Genomic DNA, 16760 nt, shown 5'->3' on the forward strand with positions numbered 1-16760 from the left:
TAGAAGTAGTTAGATTCACTCATTTATTCATAATATTGTTATAAATAAATGGGATTTCCAGCAGCTGTGTGAGAATGCGCGCTCAATTACCTAACTCAAGGACGACACATGAAAACGCTCAGAACCCCCGATTCGTGTTTTGCGAATCTGCCCGATTATGATTTTGCCCCGCACTACTTAATGGTTGACGATGGCGAAGGGGGTGAGTTGCGCGTGCATTACCTCGACGAGGGCCCAAGGGACGCCTATCCGGTGTTACTGCTCCATGGGGAACCTTCATGGTGTTATCTGTATCGTAAAATCATCCCAATACTGACTGCAGCAGGACACCGCGTGATTGCACCAGACCTCCCCGGTTTTGGACGCTCAGACAAACCCGCATCCCGTACTGACTATACCTACCAGCGTCATGTCGACTGGCTACAATCAGCACTCGACCAGTTAGATCTAAAGGACATCACCTTGTTTTGTCAGGACTGGGGCGGCCTGATTGGTCTGCGCTTGGTTGCGGCACATCCAGATCGGTTTGCTCGGGTAGCGGCTGGTAATACCATGCTCCCCACTGGCGACCACGATCTAGGAGAAAGTTTTCGAAAATGGCAGAAATTCTCACAGGAAACACCAGAATTTAATGTGGGAGGCGCTATAAAGAGTGGTACTGTTACGGAGCTGCCGCAAGCGGTAATCGACGCTTACAATACGCCATTTCCTGATGAGTCTTATAAGGAAGGTGCTAGGCAGTTTCCATTACTAGTACCTATAACTCCGGATGACCCTGCCTCTGAGAATAACCGCACTGCTTGGATTGAGCTGAGCAAATGGACTAAGCCCTTTATTACTCTATTTAGCGATTCTGATCCGATTACTGCTGGCGGTGATCGAGTAATGCAAAAACTTATTCCCGGAACCAAAGGCCAAAATCATACGACTATTGCCAACGCTGGACATTTTCTTCAAGAAGATCAAGGCGAGAAAGTGGCCGAGCTTTTGGTCAAGTTCATTAATGACAACTAGAGCGTGTTCTCAATCTCAACGAGTGAACCTCTAATGCGTTAAAAATGGCTATATTTCTGTCACTCTTTAAAAATTTCTAGACAATATATTCATACCCTCTGTAAAATTTCCTTTGTAACGTAAGCACATCTTAAAATAAACATTTTAAAACTGCTATTTCATCATGCAAAATGCCGCCCCCATTAGGAGCGGCATCTTTATTTTATGACACTGTTATCTTATAACGCTAAATTTATAACCAATATCGTTAACCATTATTTTTAGAAAGTATTTCTTAAAAATGAATAACCGTACGAATACTCTCACCCTTGTGCATCAAGTCAAAGGCTTCGTTAATGTCTTCTAATGGCATCGTATGAGTGATAAAGTCATTTAATGGGATGTCACCTTGCATATAACGATCGACGTAGCCGGGAAGTTCGCTGCGTCCTTTGACCCCGCCAAATGCTGAACCTTTCCAGACGCGACCAGTCACTAGCTGGAATGGACGGGTTGAGATTTCTTTCCCTGCACCAGCGACACCGATGATGACCGACTCGCCCCAGCCTTTGTGGCAGCACTCAAGCGCTGAACGCATCACATCGACATTACCAATACACTCAAACGAATAGTCTACGCCACCATCAGTCATCTCAACGATGACCTCTTGGATAGGCTTGTCATAGTCTTTAGAATTGATGCAATCAGTCGCGCCAAGCTTCTTAGCCAACTCAAACTTATCTTCGTTGATATCAATACCGATAATACGACTGGCTTTTGCCATTTTTGCACCAATGATGGCGGCAAGGCCAATACCACCAAGACCGAAAACAGCAACGGTAGCCCCTTCTTCAACCTTAGCGGTATTCATAACCGCACCCATACCGGTGGTCACGCCACAACCGAGTAGACAAACCTTTTCTAACGGTGCGTCTTTATCTACTTTGGCCAAAGAAATCTCTGGTAGGACAGTATATTCAGAGAAAGTTGAGCAACCCATGTAATGATAAATTGGCTCACCATCTTTATAAAAACGCGTGGTGCCGTCTGGCATTAAGCCTTTACCTTGAGTCTCGCGTACGGCTGAGCATAGGTTGGTTTTACCTGAAGTACAGAATTTACAGACGCCGCATTCTGCGGTATATAAAGGAATAACGTGATCGCCGACTTGAACGCTGGTCACGCCTTCGCCGATTTGCTCAACGATACCGCCGCCTTCATGACCTAAAATAGCTGGGAATACACCTTCTGGATCTTCACCAGATAAGGTAAAGGCATCGGTGTGGCAGACACCACTGGCGATGATTTTTACCAATACTTCGCCTTTGCGCGGCAGCATGACATCCACTTCTTCGATAGATAGTGGTTGGTTTGGGCCCCAAGCGATGGCGGCTTTCGATTTAATAAATTTATCTGACATAGTTGTCTCTCTTTTTAATTAGTTTTATCGATTATTGAGCACAGACCTATTCATCTTATAGTGCTGACTTAGTAGAGGCAAGCTACAGTTGTACCAGTCTGTGAAGCATTAAACTTTATACTGACCATTATAGTCGTTTCTGCCATGATAACAATGTGCTATATTTACAAATATCTTTTACACAGTGGTAATAATCATGCGCTGGGATGGTATTAGCGAGTTCGTCTATGTGGCGGAGTACGAGAGCTTTACGCGCGCTGCAAAAGAATTGGGCGTCTCAACCGCGCAAGTCAGTCGGCAGATAAGCGCTTTAGAGAAACGTCTCAATATTAAATTGCTATATCGTACAACTCGTAAGGTATCACTGACTGAGGAAGGCCGCGTATTTTATCAGCATTGCCGCAGTGTACTCGATGGCTTGGATGCCGCTGAGCAAGCAGTAAGTAACTTACAATCAAAACCCCAAGGCAGGATTAAACTGACCGCTCCTGTCACTTATGGCGAGCAGCAATTATTGCCACTGGTCAATGATTTCATGGTGCAATATAGTGATATCGAAGTGACGGCATTTTTGAGTAATCAAAAAATCGACTTGGTTGATGGCGGCTATGATTTAGCGATTCGTATTGGTAAATTAAGCGATTCGACGATGATGGCAAAAAAACTTAGCCGTCGTACCAACTTCGTTTGTGCTGCGCCCGCTTATCTCGAAAAATACGGCACGCCTCATGTTCTGTCCGAGCTAAGCCAACATAACTGCTTACTTGGCACTCGTGATTATTGGCACTTTATAGATTTTAAAGAAACAGGTTCTAGAAAAACAGATTCTGGCAAAGATGCTAATAAAGAAAAAAACCTGCGCGTGTCTGGCACGGTGCAATATAACAGTGGTCATAGCCTAGTTGATGCTGCGTTAAAAGGTCTGGGTATTGTGCAGCTACCTGATTATTATGTGCAAAAGTACTTAGCATCAGGCGCGCTGGTCAGCTTACTAGATAACTATAGAGAGCCCGAGGAAAGTATCTGGGCCGTCTATCCGCACAACCGTCATTTATCACCAAAGATTAGGTTGCTCGTAGATTATCTAGCAGAGCGTTTGGCTGTGTAATTAGTTTTGGCTTAGTCATTCTTTAAGAGGTGTTGTAATGCGACCCTTTACTATACGCAGTTTATTACGCACAATGTTATGGTTCACAATGAATATTCGATGTTGTCAGCCATGACTCGCTGAATAAACGACCACAATAAAAAAGGATTTTTTTATGCTTAAGATTATCTCTATCGCTGCCCTAGCTTTGGCCGTATCCTCTTGCGCCAGTGTTGAAAATATTTTAAACGCGCCGGATAAGGTGCAGTCGACGCCAGAAACGATGACTGCTATCAATGCTGAAAAGGGTCTGATTACGATGCAAAGTAATCACTCCGTTCAAGATACCGCTGATAAGCTAGCGGCAATTATTGAAAGCAAAGGCATGAAAGTATTTGCGCGCGTCGATCATCAGAAAAATGCGCAAGGTGTCGATTTAACATTAAGACCGACGCAAGTGATTATGTTTGGTAATCCGAAAGCGGGTACGCCATTGATGAATTGCGAGCAAAGCGTCGCTATCGACTTGCCGCAAAAAATCCTCATCAGTGAAGATGCTGATAAAAAAGTTTGGTTGTCGTACAACAATCCTGAATATCTCAAAGACCGTCATAATATAAAAGGTTGTGATACCCAGTTAGCGAATATCGCAAAAGCCCTTGATGGTGTTAGTAAAGCAGCTATTGCAAAGTAATACCGTTCCCAAAAAATACGATTAACAGCGTTAAACTCGCTTAATCTACTAGATGTAGTACTTGCACTCGTTTTCCTTGCTACTCTAATTTTTGGGAATGTTATAAGCTTTGGGTGAAAATCTGAACAAAAAAAGGTGGGATGCAAAGGCACTCCCACCTTTTTTAGGTCTTTGAAAGATTAACTTATTAGCAATCCTCAGACCGTGCTATTTGCTCATGTAACTCTACTTTCAACTTCTTTGCACATTCGATAATCTTTTTTCGACCAGCAGGAATAGCGCCATATTCAATCGCTATCTCTCGCATTTGTACCGTGACATCATAGTGCGGATAACTGGCATTACGGTGGAATAAACGCTCATCCACTTCAATTAGTGCGGCAAAATCATGCAACTCTTGCAGGGTATCTGCCAGCATGTGGCACCATTTATAGCCTTTAAATTCTATCTGCATAAAATCGACGTATATCGCCATAGAGCTGTACCTTTGAGATTTTTAAATAATTTGGTTTTATTTTAATACAAAACTAACTTAACTTTACGTTTTGATTATTAACCTACTTTCAGAATCGGCTTAATGGTAATGCCACTTGCCGAATCTTCAAACGCTTGGTTAATGTCCTCAAAATCGTAAAACTTAACCAATTTATCAAATGGGAATTGACCAGTTTTAAAGTAAGTAATCAACTGTGGAATAAATACTCGAGGAATAGAGTCGCCTTCGATGACGCCAATCATGCTCTTACCTTCGGCCATCAAGTCATTATGGACATCAATATTCATCTCTGGTGTAATACCGACAATTGCGACTGTACCCAAAGATCGCAAGGCATTCAATGATTGCTTAACAACCGTAGGCACGCCTGTGGTTTCAACGGCATAGTGGCTGCCACCGTCAGTTATTTTTTTGACTTCTATTACGACATCGACATTTTTACCGTTGAGAGTATGGGTCGCGCCAAGCTCTTTTGCCAGCTCAAGACGACTATCATGTACATCAACGGCAATGATATGCTGACAGCCAACAATCTTGGCTGCCATCACTGCACTGAGGCCAACTGCACCAGCACCATAAATCACGATACTAGAACCAAACTCTGGCTTTAGACGATTTAACACCGTTCCAGCGCCAGTCTGAATACCACATCCTAACGGTCCAAGTAGCGCTAAATCGACATCCGGATCGACTTTCACGGCATTTCTAGACTTAGCAATCGCATAAGTGGCAAATGAGGACTGTCCAAAAAAAGTCGCCAGCGTCTCACCATCTTGCGCAAGTCTACGGGTGCCATCGTCCATCGCACCACCGAAGTTCAGCTCATTAAAAGTGTCGCAAACGGTTGGATGACCCGTCAGGCAATGCCCACAATTACCGCAGTGCGCAAATGATAACACTACATGATCACCGACTTGCAAATCAGTTACCCCTGCGCCGACAGCATCCACTATCCCAGACCCTTCATGACCCAGTACGATAGGAAATGGCGCTATGCCCATATCACGCGCGACCACATCAGTATGACAGACGCCAGCTGCAATAATTTTAACCCGTATCTCGTCAATCTCAGGCGTTGCAAGCTGTACAGGCTCTAATTCGAACGCCGCGCCTTGGTTATGAGTTACTGCTGCTTTAATATCCATTAGTATTACCTCTTCAATTAGTTACTTCAGCTAGTTTCTCTCAGGAGCCATATGCTTATAATTTAGCTACGCCTCAACAATGACAATCTGATTTCAATATAGATTACTACTCAGTATATTACTGCTCAGTCGTTTAAGCTCAAAAAGAGACACAAAAGCTAGTCTGCCTCTACATCTCTCTTGAGATATCAATTCTCTTTAAAGTTGTTCTTTAAGCTTATTCTCAAAATGATTTCTATCTACCAAGAATCCAGCCACCATCCATAAATACGTTAGAACCATGCATGTAGTTAGAGTCGTCAGAGGCTAGGAATACAGCACAATCTCCTCTAACTTTTCCGCGCGCTATGTCAGGCATTGATTCGGCAGGCAGTTACAGTAGTCATTGTAGATCTAACTACCATATTAACCCTTCAACCTCGCCTAGCTATCTTGCAATAATTTCAACGTCTGACATGTCTTAGCGCACCAAAATCACCGGTGTCAGTGTGCTGGCGATGATTTCTGTAGTAGTGCTGCCAAGAAACAAGCGCTGCAATTTAGAGTGGCCATAAGCACCAACCACAATAATATCGACATCATTATCTATCTGAAACGACAACAGTCCATCAACAGCATCAAGCTCAGGCAAATGATGAGCCTCTACCTTAAAACCCGCTGACGTTATATGTTCAACGGCATCAGCAAGACTTTTTTTGGCGGCGTCTTTGTCATTACCTACCATCACGATATAACCTTGCAACCCTTTTAATAGCTCACTTCTTGCCACCATCTGTGTAGCTTTGATAGCGGTTTTACTAGCATCAAATGCGACCATGTATGACCTGGGCTCTTCAAATTTCTCTGAGCAAATCAAGACAGGTATGCTTGATGCTCGTGCGACAGTTTCGATTTGGCTGCCGATATTGATGCGGCTGTTCTTATGATCTTCGCCGCGACGCCCCATAATGATGGCACGATTTTCTTCTTTAAAATGTTCAATGGCAGGTAACAATTTACCGCGACGTTGATAAATATTAACTTCTACATCTTCAAAGCTACTTTGCAGATAGCTTTTTGCATCTTGTACCAAGGCATTGCTATAACTGTTCACAACCTTTGCTCTTTTTTCATCCAATTCTGTTAATTCTTCTAATAAATATTCACGACTATTGATTCCTATCGCTCCTGATAAGTCACGTCTGGTCGACGCCGGAACATCGCTAACATGCAGTAACCCAACCGGTAGACCCAACCTGCTGGCATACCATGCCGCATAATCACAAACCGATTCAGTAACCGCTGAGCCGTCAATACAGGCTAAAACGTGCTGTTCTGTTTTCATGATTCATCCTTAAATTTCTAATTATCGAATGGATAGAGTTATCAATGCGCGTCAATAACGCTATTGCATTGCGTCTGTCACTACAGAAATCGTTGCTAGCTGACTACTAAGCAAGCTCATTACTGCTGCAGTAACGGACGTACAACCCGACTTATAGATCCACACCTATAATCATTAAAATACAATAGCTTAGGGGTTATAGACTCAGGCGATGATCATACTATTTAGCATATCATCTCTATCATTGGATAACCGTTTCAAGATGTACTTTTACGATTTGTATAGATTAGCGCCCATTCAGCCTATTCACACTGGCAATCAGCGCCACCATAACCATGCCTATAACGATAAGAATACCTGACATCAGGTGCGCGGCTTCGTAGTTGAGCGCCTCAACTTGCTCATAGATTGCGATGGATACGACTTTGGTCTCGCCGGAGATACTGCCGCCTATCATGAGCACCACCCCAAACTCACCAATAGTATGAGCAAAGCTGATGAGGCTGCCCAAAATAATACCTACCTTTGCTTGTGGGAGCGCGACTCTGATAAAGCGTCTTAGACGGCTGGGCTCTAATAAATGCGCCATCTCCATGACGCTTTGCGGTATACGTAAAAATTGGGCATAGACAGGCTGAATATAGAAAGGTAAGGAATAAATGATAGAGCCGATGACCAGACCTTCAAAGGTAAAGATCAAAGGGCTGATGTTGTGTTCACTGAGCCACTTGCCAATACCCATGCTAGGGCTTAGTAGGAGTAATAAATAAAAACCAATGACGGTAGGGGGTAGTACGAGTGGCATGGCGATAATGCCCATAAGTATAACTTTAAGACGTGCAATCAGTTGCCCACGACTGGGCTTAGCAAGCCAATAAGCGACAGGTGTGGCAAAGAGTAATAAGCATAAGGTGGTAACAGTAGCAAGCTTGATGCTGACTAGAAACGGGCTAAGCATGTTTGACATTAGGGATGGGGCTATCATGATGTCATTGCTCGTTGCGTTAAAGGGTTTATTGTATTTAATGAATCACTATTGAACCGCTAGATAGCCCGCTTGTGAGAAGTGTTGTTGTCCTGCTTTGGAGGTTAAATAATCGCTGAAGTCTGTTGCCGTAGAGGTGTCACTGATTATAATACCGTCTTGCAGGATAGCCGGATAAGAATCGGGCGCTAGGGTAACGAACTGCTCAGGCGTGGCTTTAATAGCTATAATTTGTGATTGCGCAACAAAACCATAATCAACACTACCAGTATGCGCATATTGAAACGCTTGACCAATATTTTCCGCTTGTATTAAACGTTTTTGCTTATCCAAAACATCATACACATGTTGCGCTTGTAGATAAGATTTTGCCGATGCACCATAAGGCGCAAGCTCAGGACTGGCAATGGTTATTTTGGCATTGGTATCGCTCATGAATAAATCAGTCAATGCCGATGGTTTCAGCCCAACCAAAGATTTAGTGACACTATAGAGCACTAGTTGACCTTGCGCATAGGTAAAAGGTTGATGAGACATTTCGCTTTGGGAGCTATCAATAGCTAATTTGGCAGGGAATTCTTGATTGGCTGATAAAAATATATCGTAAGGTGCACCCGCTTTAATCTGCGCGTATAACTTACCAGAAGAGGCGTAAGTAACATCTATATCTTGGTTAGGTAAGCCTTTATCTGTTTTATAGCTTTCTACAATGGCAGGCAGTACGTCAGATAAATTGGCAGCAGCAGCGATACGTAGCGTTTGTGTTTGCTCAGTAGTATCAGCAGCAGAAGCTGTATTTGTAGTATTCTCCTGCGTGCATGCACTTAAAGCCAGTACCGCACCAACTAAAACCGCTGTTTTAACCATTATTACTCAGCCATTTAGAAGAATCATCCTCATAATATTCCTGCTTCCATACCGGAATGTCCGCCTTGATGGTATCGAGTATCCAGCGGCAAGCATCAAAAGCCGGATAACGATGGGCAGAGACGACCCCTACCCATACTGCCACATCACCTATCTCTAATGCGCCAATACGGTGAATAGCAATGGCATGAGTAATCTCAAAACGCTGTTTAGCTTCCTCAATAATGGCACGACCTTGATTCAGCGCTAAGTCTTCGTAACCGTAGTACGTTAAACGATCAACGCTGCTGGCATTATTATGATTGCGCACGCGACCCTCAAAGCAGACAAAAGCACCACAACTGTCATTATCAAGGGTGTTTTTAAGTCTGTCTTCGTCGATAGCCATGTCTAATAAGGCAAAGCCATCGCGTTTAGCTAATTGGTATACCTCATCAACGCTACGTTTGATGGTCATTGAATGGCTATGAACGTTGTCTGTCATTTGCTGTCTCTATTTTCTGTCTTGTTAAATATGAAGCTGTCTACTAAAACTTAACCACCAGCGACTGGGGTGATAAATACCACACTGTCGCCATCATTAATCTGATCTGTCCATTTAGCAAAGTAATCATTCACAGCAACGCGCAGCTCTGACTGCGGACGACTAAAACGATGCTTTTGGCTAAGCTGCTGATACAGCTCAGTCAATGAGGTCGACTGCTGCACGCTGACGGTTTCTTGTTGGCAGTTGGCTTCGTCGGCTAGACTAGCAAAGTATAGGACGTTGATATTCATGGTGGCTGCGGTGTTGGTTGCTACCTCTAAAGTACTCATAATATTCTCCATTCTTGTCAAACTATCCAGCTCAGCTCTGTTGCATAACATCGCTGGTTCTCAAAACGTATTTACTCTTTTAAGCATGACTATAATCTGATTTACCGCCCGTTTTTGTTATCAAACGAACATTATCAATAACGATATCATGTGATATGGCTTTAGTCATGTCATAGATGGTCAGGCAAGCAATACTCACAGCGGTTAAGGCTTCCATCTCGACCCCTGTTTTATGAGTGACTTTGACAGTGCCGCTGACGATAATACTATTCAGTGCATCATCATATTTAAAGGTTAAACCAATCTTATCTAATGGTAGTGGATGGCACAGTGGAATAAGATCGTGGGTGCGCTTGGCGGCCATGATGCCGGCGATATGCGCGGTTTGAGTAATGCTACCCTTTTTAGTCATGCCATCGGCAGCTTTGATTTGTTGATAAATCTCGCTGGGAAAACGCACTTGTCCAACCGCGTTGGCTTCTCGTGTTGTGGCGGTCTTGCCACTGACATCCACCATAGTGATATCGCCGTCACTGTCTAAATGCGATAAAGCGGATTGGGTTACAGCAGATTGGTTATTTTCCTGACTCTTGCTATTCATTTATAGTTTCTCTTACATTTTTTATAAATCACTTAACGATGCACAGGCACGCTTAAATTCCTCAGGCGTATTAAAATTGGTCAAGTGCTGCCAGTTTTTTTCAAATGGTACAGCTTGTACAATAGGTTTGATGAATTGCATTACTCGCCGCTGTCCGCTATCAATATAAGCTTTTAAGTCAGGCTCAACGCTTAATTGATAAAGTCCTAACAATGGATATAAATGGCTGTCATCGGTTAAGCAAATTACTTTTTTATCAACTGCTTGGCTATCTGTTGTTTCGCTTTCGGTAGCTTGACTATCAGTTGCTTGCATTGCTGAAGACTGTAACTTTTGCCATAAATCTATGGCCGATATTAAGCTATCACAGCTGATAACCAGCAGCCACGATGATTGTTTTTTTACTAAAGCATCTGATAAATAAGTATTTACCATGGTTTGCAGGGCCGACTCGATAGCGACTAACGCACCACCTGTATCAATTTGGCTGTTACTATTCTGCCCATCAACATGGTCAGCGCCATAATCAGCAATATGAATAATAGATGCTTGCGAGTTGCTGACTTTTAGCGCTGATTCAACGCAAAAACCGCGTCCATTATCAGCAATCATAATTGGAGTGTTTAAATTTAATGCATGCCGCACATGATAATCAATCAGGCGCTCACCTGTAGGTAGGATGAGTTCCGCTTTAGGCGTGCCCATACGGCTAGACGCGCCGCCCGCTAAAATGACCACACCTGCCAAGCTATCTAAACGGTTTACAGTATCAATCATGACTAGGGTTAGTACGCATAAAGTGTGGCACAAAATTGCACGGACGCGTACGGCTATCAAACTGCTCTTTTAAGATACTCTCCCAACCTGTACGGCACGCGCCTGACGAACCCGGTAGACAGAAAATACCCGTACCATTTGCCATCCCCGCAATCGCGCGCGACTGTACCGTTGACATGCCAATCTCATCTTTTGAGATTAAGCGGAACATCTCACCAAAGCCATCAATCGATTTATCAAACAAGACATTCACCGCCTCTGGCATACTGTCTCTGATATAGAAACCGGTACCACCTGTGGTAATCACGGCATGGACTTTTGGATCAGCAATCCAGCCGCTGATAACGGCTCTTATCTGATAGATATCGTCGGTAATGATCTTGCGATCAGCTAAGGTATGACCTGCTTCGGTCAAGCTATCTGCTAGATACTGCCCTGAGGTATCTTCTGCAAGGGTGCGACTGTCAGAAACGGTTAGAATAGCAATGTTAAGGGGGATAAACTCGGCAGCAGGCTTGCTCATAAAGGTTTCCTTAATAGATGTAAAACTAAGTCGTTAAAAGAATAATGATTAACTTCTTATTATTAGAGATAAAAAAATATAAATCAGACTAACCTATAAATCCGACAACCTAACCACCGATAATCGATAGGTTATGCATAATACCGCTATTGGACTCATGCAAATGATGATGTTCAGGTTTGATTGGCATAAAGCGATGTAAGGTATCAACGAGTCCTTGCACATCGTTTGTTTGCAAATGCTGACGGATATCGTAGTTGCCTTGGTCAAATAAACACAGATGTACACGGCCTTGGCTACTGACCCGTAGACGGTTACAGGTATCACAGAAGTGTTCAGCGTAAGGGGCAATCATACCAATGCGTCCAACATAGTCTGGATGACTGTATTCTACTGCTGGGCCATCGCTACTACCCCGTTCATGCGGTTGCCAACCTTGCTCTATGAGATAGTCGATGATGGTATCGGAGTGCGCATGCTGGGCAAAGAACAAATCACTGTTATCACTGGTTTGCATAAATTCAATAAAGCGGTAAGTGACAGGTCTGTCTTTGACATAGTCGATGGCGGTGACTAGATTCTCAAAAGCGGTCTCTGCCATCAGTACACTGTTTATCTTTAATTTGATATCCGTGGTTTCTAATAAGGTATCCATATCAACGAGCAGCTGCGGCAAGGTATTAAAGCCCGTCATCTTATAAAAGGTGGCGGCATCAAAGCTGTCCATGCTGATGTTGAGTTGATTTAGTCCAGCGGCTTGCCAACTAGCTAGGTGCTTACCAAGTTTATAACCATTACTAGTCATAGCAACAGTCTCAATGCCCGGTGTCTGTTTAATAGTTTGGATAATCTCAACGACGTCGCGGCGAATGGAGGGCTCACCGCCTGTGATTCTGACCTTTTTAGTACCAACTTGGGCAAAGCCGCGAATAAGCGTGGCAATCTCAGGGATGCTAAGCTCGTCATCAGGGCGCTTGCCTTGATAGCCATTGGGTAGACAGTATTCACAGCGAAAGTTGCAAAAGTCGGTGATGGATAGACGCAAGTAAGTCAGACGACGAGAGAAGCCATCGGTTAGGGGCTGATGGTTTTTAATAGCATCATCAGTAGCACAAGTAGTATCGTAAACAACAGGCGCAGCAACAGACGACGGCCTATAGCTATCGAATATAGAGGACTCTGAGGTAGGCGAATATATTTGAGCGCTGCCTATTTTAACGTTGTCATTATTCATATATTACTGCCATCAGTATTGCTAATCACAAGCGCTGCTTTACTACTTATGCTTATCGTTTATCAACCTATTGTAGCGTTTATCTTCAACTTTTCTTGTAGTCATCTTATAGTAAATTAGCAAACGCTCACTTAGCTATGCAACCAAGGAAAAGGTTGCACGATCACCTTACTATTTGCTGCCACATCACCGCTGTCTTTATCTAAAACGATAAAGCAATTGGCACGACTAAGTTGTTTGATTCTATGCGATTGCTGACTTGAGAAACACTCAACTTGATAGTTTCCTGCCTTACCTTGTGATAATACCCCACGTTGAAAGTCTTTGCGACCGACTGATTTTCTAATGTCATTGGTGAGCGTGGCTTTGACGTTGAGTTGCATGGGTTGCTCTGACACGCTAGCGCCTGACATCTGCCACAACGCTGGAATCACAAATTGTAGCGCCCCGACGACAGTGGATAACGGATTGCCAGGTAAGCCAAAGTACAATACGGGCTTATCTAAATCTTTATTCAATTCACCAAATAACTCACCAAACACGAAGGGCTTACCAGGTTTCATCGCTACTTTGTAATGGTTAATCTGCCCGAGCTGCTCAATCACTGTGGTCAAAAAATCATAATCTCCCACCGACACGCCAGCTGTAGAAATCAGTACGTCACAGTCTTGCATGGCTTCGTTGACAGCGGCAGTCGTCTTATCCAAATCATCAGGGATAATGCCATAATCACGAATGGTAATCGGCAAGTCTGTCAGCAAGGTTTTAAGAGTTGGGGTATTGGAGTTATATATCTGCGCTAAGCTTGTGAGCTCATCACCAACAGCAACGAGTTCATCACCGGTCGCGAGCACCCCTACGATAAGTGGTTCAAATAGCTTCACTTGGCTAATGCCTAAATTGGCAAGTAAGCTAATATCAGCAGGATTAATACGTTTGCCTACTTTTAAGACGGCTTCACCTGATTTTATCTCTTCGCCTTGTCGACGAATATTGCTATCGATTTGAGCAGTTTGTGTGAGCGTTATAGCATAAGGCTGAGATTTATCGAGCGTGTCTTTTATTTCCGCAAAATTTGTATTCTCTTGCATAATGACCGTATCACAGCTATCTGGCACGACTGCGCCTGTGAAAATACGCACGCCTTGTCCTGCTGCTAACTCACCAGTGTAAGCACTGCCCGCTTGTGACTCGCCAATGATTTCAATCGTGCTGTCTTTCGATAACGTACTGCCTTGAGCAATCGCATAACCATCCATCGCGGATAGATTTTGTCTTGGCACATCAAAAATTGATTTGATATCTTGCGCCAGTATTTGATTGCGGCTGTCCAGTAGCTTGCAAGTATCGACTGCTCTTTGTTTTAGGGAAAAGTCGTTATTGTTATATTTTTCTACGCGCAGCTTTATCGCTGACTGCAATTCTTCCATGGTAATCATAAAGGGTTACTCTTTTTATTTATAGTAGTGGGACAAAAGGTTAAAAAATAGAAGGCAAAAAGATTTCAACGATGCAAGCAGTCTCTTGGTCTGTTTTTATTATCATTACTAGATCAACTATAATTAGTTCAAGATAAGGAAATTACACTTACTATAACGTGCTACGGATATAAGTTTTTCGCAGCCTCTGTCTGCGTAGGCACAGCAGGCCAGAAAAACTTATATCCGTAGCACTATATTACTTTTAAATTAAATCGACTCTATCCAGCCATCTCTGTGCTCTAGCATGAGCGAGTTGCTCAGGCGTGTCAATATCATAACTGAGCTGATGATTATCCACAGTACTTATCTGACTAGTTGGCAGTCCTCTAATTAAGTAACGCAGCCCTTTATCCCCTGTTAGCAATGCTTGCCATTGTTTTAGCAACTCGTAATCAATCGATAAAGGCAGTCCAATGATATCTTTTTTAAGGGTTTCAGTAGCGGTTGTCTCATCAATAGCATTTTTCTTATCAATAACAGCTTTCTCATCTAAATCCTGCCAGTTGCTCCAATTTTCCAAACTACTATAGCCACTTGCAACCACCGTCTGTGTACCTGCTAGCAAGGTTAGCAAATGCTCCTCATCGAGTAAAATTTGATCAACGCCCATGATTAATACTCGATTGATTAATAAGCTATCGCAGCTATCGGCACTATCCAAACGATTTAACGCTTTAATACCTAAATATAAACTATGCGCCATCCCTGTTTCGGGTATTGGATTCATTATCGTGTGAACATTGTCATGCTGAGTAGCTAACTCGGTAATCGCACTGGCTATTAATAGATTATCTTCAGGAATAACAATGATAATGGCTTGCGGCTGGGTCGCTAATGCAAGCTTGGTCATATAGCAGATTAATGGCTCACCATCTTTGTTGAGGAGTTGCTTCACTTGACCCAAACGCTGGCTTAATCCACTTGCTAAAACAATAACGGCATGGTTTTGAGTCATCATGCGTGGCTCATCATAGCTATATCGCTATTTGCTAAATCTACACATTTAGCTGGCGATGCTTGATTATGCATGACCGCATTTATTTGCGCCATGATACCCAGAGCTAAAGCTTCGGGGCCATCGCCACCTAACTTATAGCCGATAGGATAATGTAATTTGTTTATACCAACAGATAAACCCGCAGGATTGACGTTAGTAGCACTGATTTCTTCAATCAGACGCTCGGTACGATAGCGCGGCCCCAATTGCCCAAGGTACTGATAATGATTGGCATGCGCTAGTAATACAGCAAGGCGAGCGCGATCTTGGCTAAGGCTATGCGACATCAAAGCGACGGCAGCATTATCGCTAAGTTTGAGTAGAGTATCGGTATCTTCTAACGCTAGCGGCAGCACTTCATCTGCTTGCGGAAAACGCATACGCGTAGCATATTGCGCACGACTGTCTACAACGGTGACATGCCAATCTTGCAGCTTTGCCATGGTGACCAGCGGCATGACATCATTGCCTGCACCGCAAATCAGCAGACGGATTTGTGACTCTAATCTTTGTACCAGCCACTCTGTTGTTAAATTAACATTGTCATCATTGTCATCATCTTTTAAAACGACGTATTCGGCATTTTTATCACCAAGCTCATACTGTGCTAAATATTCAACCGTATTGATAAGAGTATTTGAAGCATCAGACCCGGATTGATTTAAGCTGTTATTAGTACCAATACGATTAGTGCCAATGCCATTAGCGCCTATAGTCGTAATTTGTCCTGACTCGGTATAATCATCTAAATTAACGCGCATACCGATTTGCAGTTCAGGATTTGAGTTTTGGCGACTAGCAGAGCGAATTAATGTGGCTATTTTGACAAGTTGCTGCGTACCTCGAACTTGACCAATAACATCCAAAAGCGCCGTCGCTGTCGTTAAGCGCTCAAACAAAACATGTACCCGTCCATTACATCCTAAGCCAAAATTCAACTCGTCTAAATCAAGATCTGGCTCATCATGGAAATCAACATTTAAAAAATCGTCTTTGGACGTCTCTTCTTTAGCAGCTGCTTTCGCTTCGCCATTTTCAGTGTATTCAATATCATCGCCCGTTTGATAAACTTGGACATTAGCGCCATTACGAGTAAGCCAAAAGGCACGTTTGATAATATGCGGCTCAAGGCAGCCACCACTTATCATTCCGACCGAGCGTCCATCTGCGCATATAAGCATCATAGCGCCAGCACGACGATATGCTGAGCCTTCGGTACGGACCACCGTTGCCAATACAGCATCAACGTTTTGTTGCTGAGCCTCGCGTGCCAGCTTAAGAATGTCAGCGATTTGATTCATAACGCCTCTTGTTTTGCTT

The 16760-nt window shown here is 43.4% G+C and carries 18 protein-coding genes; 3 read left to right on the forward strand and 15 right to left on the reverse strand.

The window, feature by feature from the left end; all coding sequences use genetic code 11:
- The first annotated feature begins 108 nt into the window (after window positions 1-108).
- Window positions 109-1014, forward strand: a complete 906-nt coding sequence (locus AK825_RS10465) for a haloalkane dehalogenase (protein ID WP_068037090.1) — start codon at window positions 109-111, stop codon at window positions 1012-1014.
- A 274-nt stretch (window positions 1015-1288) separates the two neighbouring features.
- Here the strand turns inward: AK825_RS10465 and AK825_RS10470 are convergent, their stop codons facing one another.
- Window positions 1289-2413 carry an S-(hydroxymethyl)glutathione dehydrogenase/class III alcohol dehydrogenase gene (locus AK825_RS10470; protein ID WP_068037093.1) on the reverse strand — a complete coding sequence of 375 codons (1125 nt, stop codon included), beginning with the start codon at window positions 2411-2413 and terminating at the stop codon, window positions 1289-1291.
- 196 nt (window positions 2414-2609) lie between these two features.
- Between AK825_RS10470 and AK825_RS10475 the strand changes: the two genes are divergently transcribed.
- The gene (locus tag AK825_RS10475; protein WP_068037096.1) at window positions 2610-3521 is read left to right on the forward strand and encodes a LysR family transcriptional regulator; all 912 of its coding nucleotides are present in this window, start codon (window positions 2610-2612) and stop codon (window positions 3519-3521) included.
- A 154-nt stretch (window positions 3522-3675) separates the two neighbouring features.
- Window positions 3676-4194, forward strand: a complete 519-nt coding sequence (locus AK825_RS10480; RefSeq protein WP_068037099.1) for a DUF302 domain-containing protein — start codon at window positions 3676-3678, stop codon at window positions 4192-4194.
- Window positions 4195-4381: 187 nt separating this feature from the next.
- Here AK825_RS10480 and AK825_RS10485 read toward each other — a convergent pair whose 3' ends face one another.
- The 14 genes from AK825_RS10485 to AK825_RS10550 all read right to left on the reverse strand — a co-directional run bounded on the left by AK825_RS10485 (window position 4382) and on the right by AK825_RS10550 (window position 16741).
- Window positions 4382-4669, reverse strand: a complete 288-nt coding sequence (locus AK825_RS10485) for a DUF4031 domain-containing protein (protein ID WP_068037102.1) — start codon at window positions 4667-4669, stop codon at window positions 4382-4384.
- A 77-nt stretch (window positions 4670-4746) separates the two neighbouring features.
- Complete coding sequence (locus AK825_RS10490) at window positions 4747-5835, reverse strand: NAD(P)-dependent alcohol dehydrogenase (protein WP_068037105.1); 1089 nt, start codon at window positions 5833-5835, stop codon at window positions 4747-4749.
- 460 nt (window positions 5836-6295) lie between these two features.
- Entirely contained in the window at window positions 6296-7159 is an 864-nt protein-coding gene (locus AK825_RS10495; RefSeq protein WP_068037108.1) for a universal stress protein, read from the reverse strand.
- 286 nt (window positions 7160-7445) lie between these two features.
- Complete coding sequence (gene modB / locus AK825_RS10500) at window positions 7446-8144, reverse strand: molybdate ABC transporter permease subunit (RefSeq protein WP_068037110.1); 699 nt, start codon at window positions 8142-8144, stop codon at window positions 7446-7448.
- 48 nt (window positions 8145-8192) lie between these two features.
- The gene (gene modA, locus AK825_RS10505) at window positions 8193-9011 is read right to left on the reverse strand and encodes a molybdate ABC transporter substrate-binding protein (RefSeq protein ID WP_068037113.1); all 819 of its coding nucleotides are present in this window, start codon (window positions 9009-9011) and stop codon (window positions 8193-8195) included.
- Window positions 9004-9495 carry a molybdenum cofactor biosynthesis protein MoaE gene (locus AK825_RS10510; RefSeq protein WP_068037115.1) on the reverse strand — a complete coding sequence of 164 codons (492 nt, stop codon included), beginning with the start codon at window positions 9493-9495 and terminating at the stop codon, window positions 9004-9006. Before AK825_RS10510 ends, modA begins: the two co-directional genes overlap by 8 nt.
- A gap of 50 nt (window positions 9496-9545) precedes the next feature.
- Window positions 9546-9827, reverse strand: a complete 282-nt coding sequence (locus AK825_RS10515) for a MoaD/ThiS family protein (RefSeq protein ID WP_068037119.1) — start codon at window positions 9825-9827, stop codon at window positions 9546-9548.
- Window positions 9828-9906: 79 nt separating this feature from the next.
- Window positions 9907-10428, reverse strand: a complete 522-nt coding sequence (moaC, locus tag AK825_RS10520) for a cyclic pyranopterin monophosphate synthase MoaC (RefSeq protein ID WP_068037122.1) — start codon at window positions 10426-10428, stop codon at window positions 9907-9909.
- Between the two features lie 21 nt (window positions 10429-10449).
- Window positions 10450-11205 carry an NTP transferase domain-containing protein gene (locus AK825_RS10525; RefSeq protein ID WP_068037124.1) on the reverse strand — a complete coding sequence of 252 codons (756 nt, stop codon included), beginning with the start codon at window positions 11203-11205 and terminating at the stop codon, window positions 10450-10452.
- Entirely contained in the window at window positions 11198-11728 is a 531-nt protein-coding gene (gene moaB / locus AK825_RS10530) for a molybdenum cofactor biosynthesis protein B (protein ID WP_068037126.1), read from the reverse strand. The genes AK825_RS10525 and moaB overlap by 8 nt, the downstream gene beginning before the upstream one ends.
- Window positions 11729-11837: 109 nt before the next feature.
- The gene (gene moaA, locus AK825_RS10535) at window positions 11838-12962 is read right to left on the reverse strand and encodes a GTP 3',8-cyclase MoaA (RefSeq protein ID WP_068037130.1); all 1125 of its coding nucleotides are present in this window, start codon (window positions 12960-12962) and stop codon (window positions 11838-11840) included.
- A 131-nt stretch (window positions 12963-13093) separates the two neighbouring features.
- Window positions 13094-14401, reverse strand: coding sequence for a gephyrin-like molybdotransferase Glp (gene glp, locus AK825_RS10540; RefSeq protein WP_068037133.1), 1308 nt, complete (start codon window positions 14399-14401; stop codon window positions 13094-13096).
- Window positions 14402-14645: 244 nt separating this feature from the next.
- On the reverse strand, window positions 14646-15401 hold the full coding sequence (locus AK825_RS10545; RefSeq protein WP_068037135.1) for an NTP transferase domain-containing protein: 756 nt from the start codon (window positions 15399-15401) through the stop codon (window positions 14646-14648).
- Window positions 15398-16741 carry an XdhC/CoxI family protein gene (locus tag AK825_RS10550; protein ID WP_068037138.1) on the reverse strand — a complete coding sequence of 448 codons (1344 nt, stop codon included), beginning with the start codon at window positions 16739-16741 and terminating at the stop codon, window positions 15398-15400. Before AK825_RS10550 ends, AK825_RS10545 begins: the two co-directional genes overlap by 4 nt.
- Between the last annotated feature and the right edge of the window lie 19 nt (window positions 16742-16760).

It is taken from the genome of Psychrobacter sp. P11G5, from assembly GCF_001593305.1.
In the GTDB taxonomy this organism is placed as follows: domain Bacteria; phylum Pseudomonadota; class Gammaproteobacteria; order Pseudomonadales; family Moraxellaceae; genus Psychrobacter.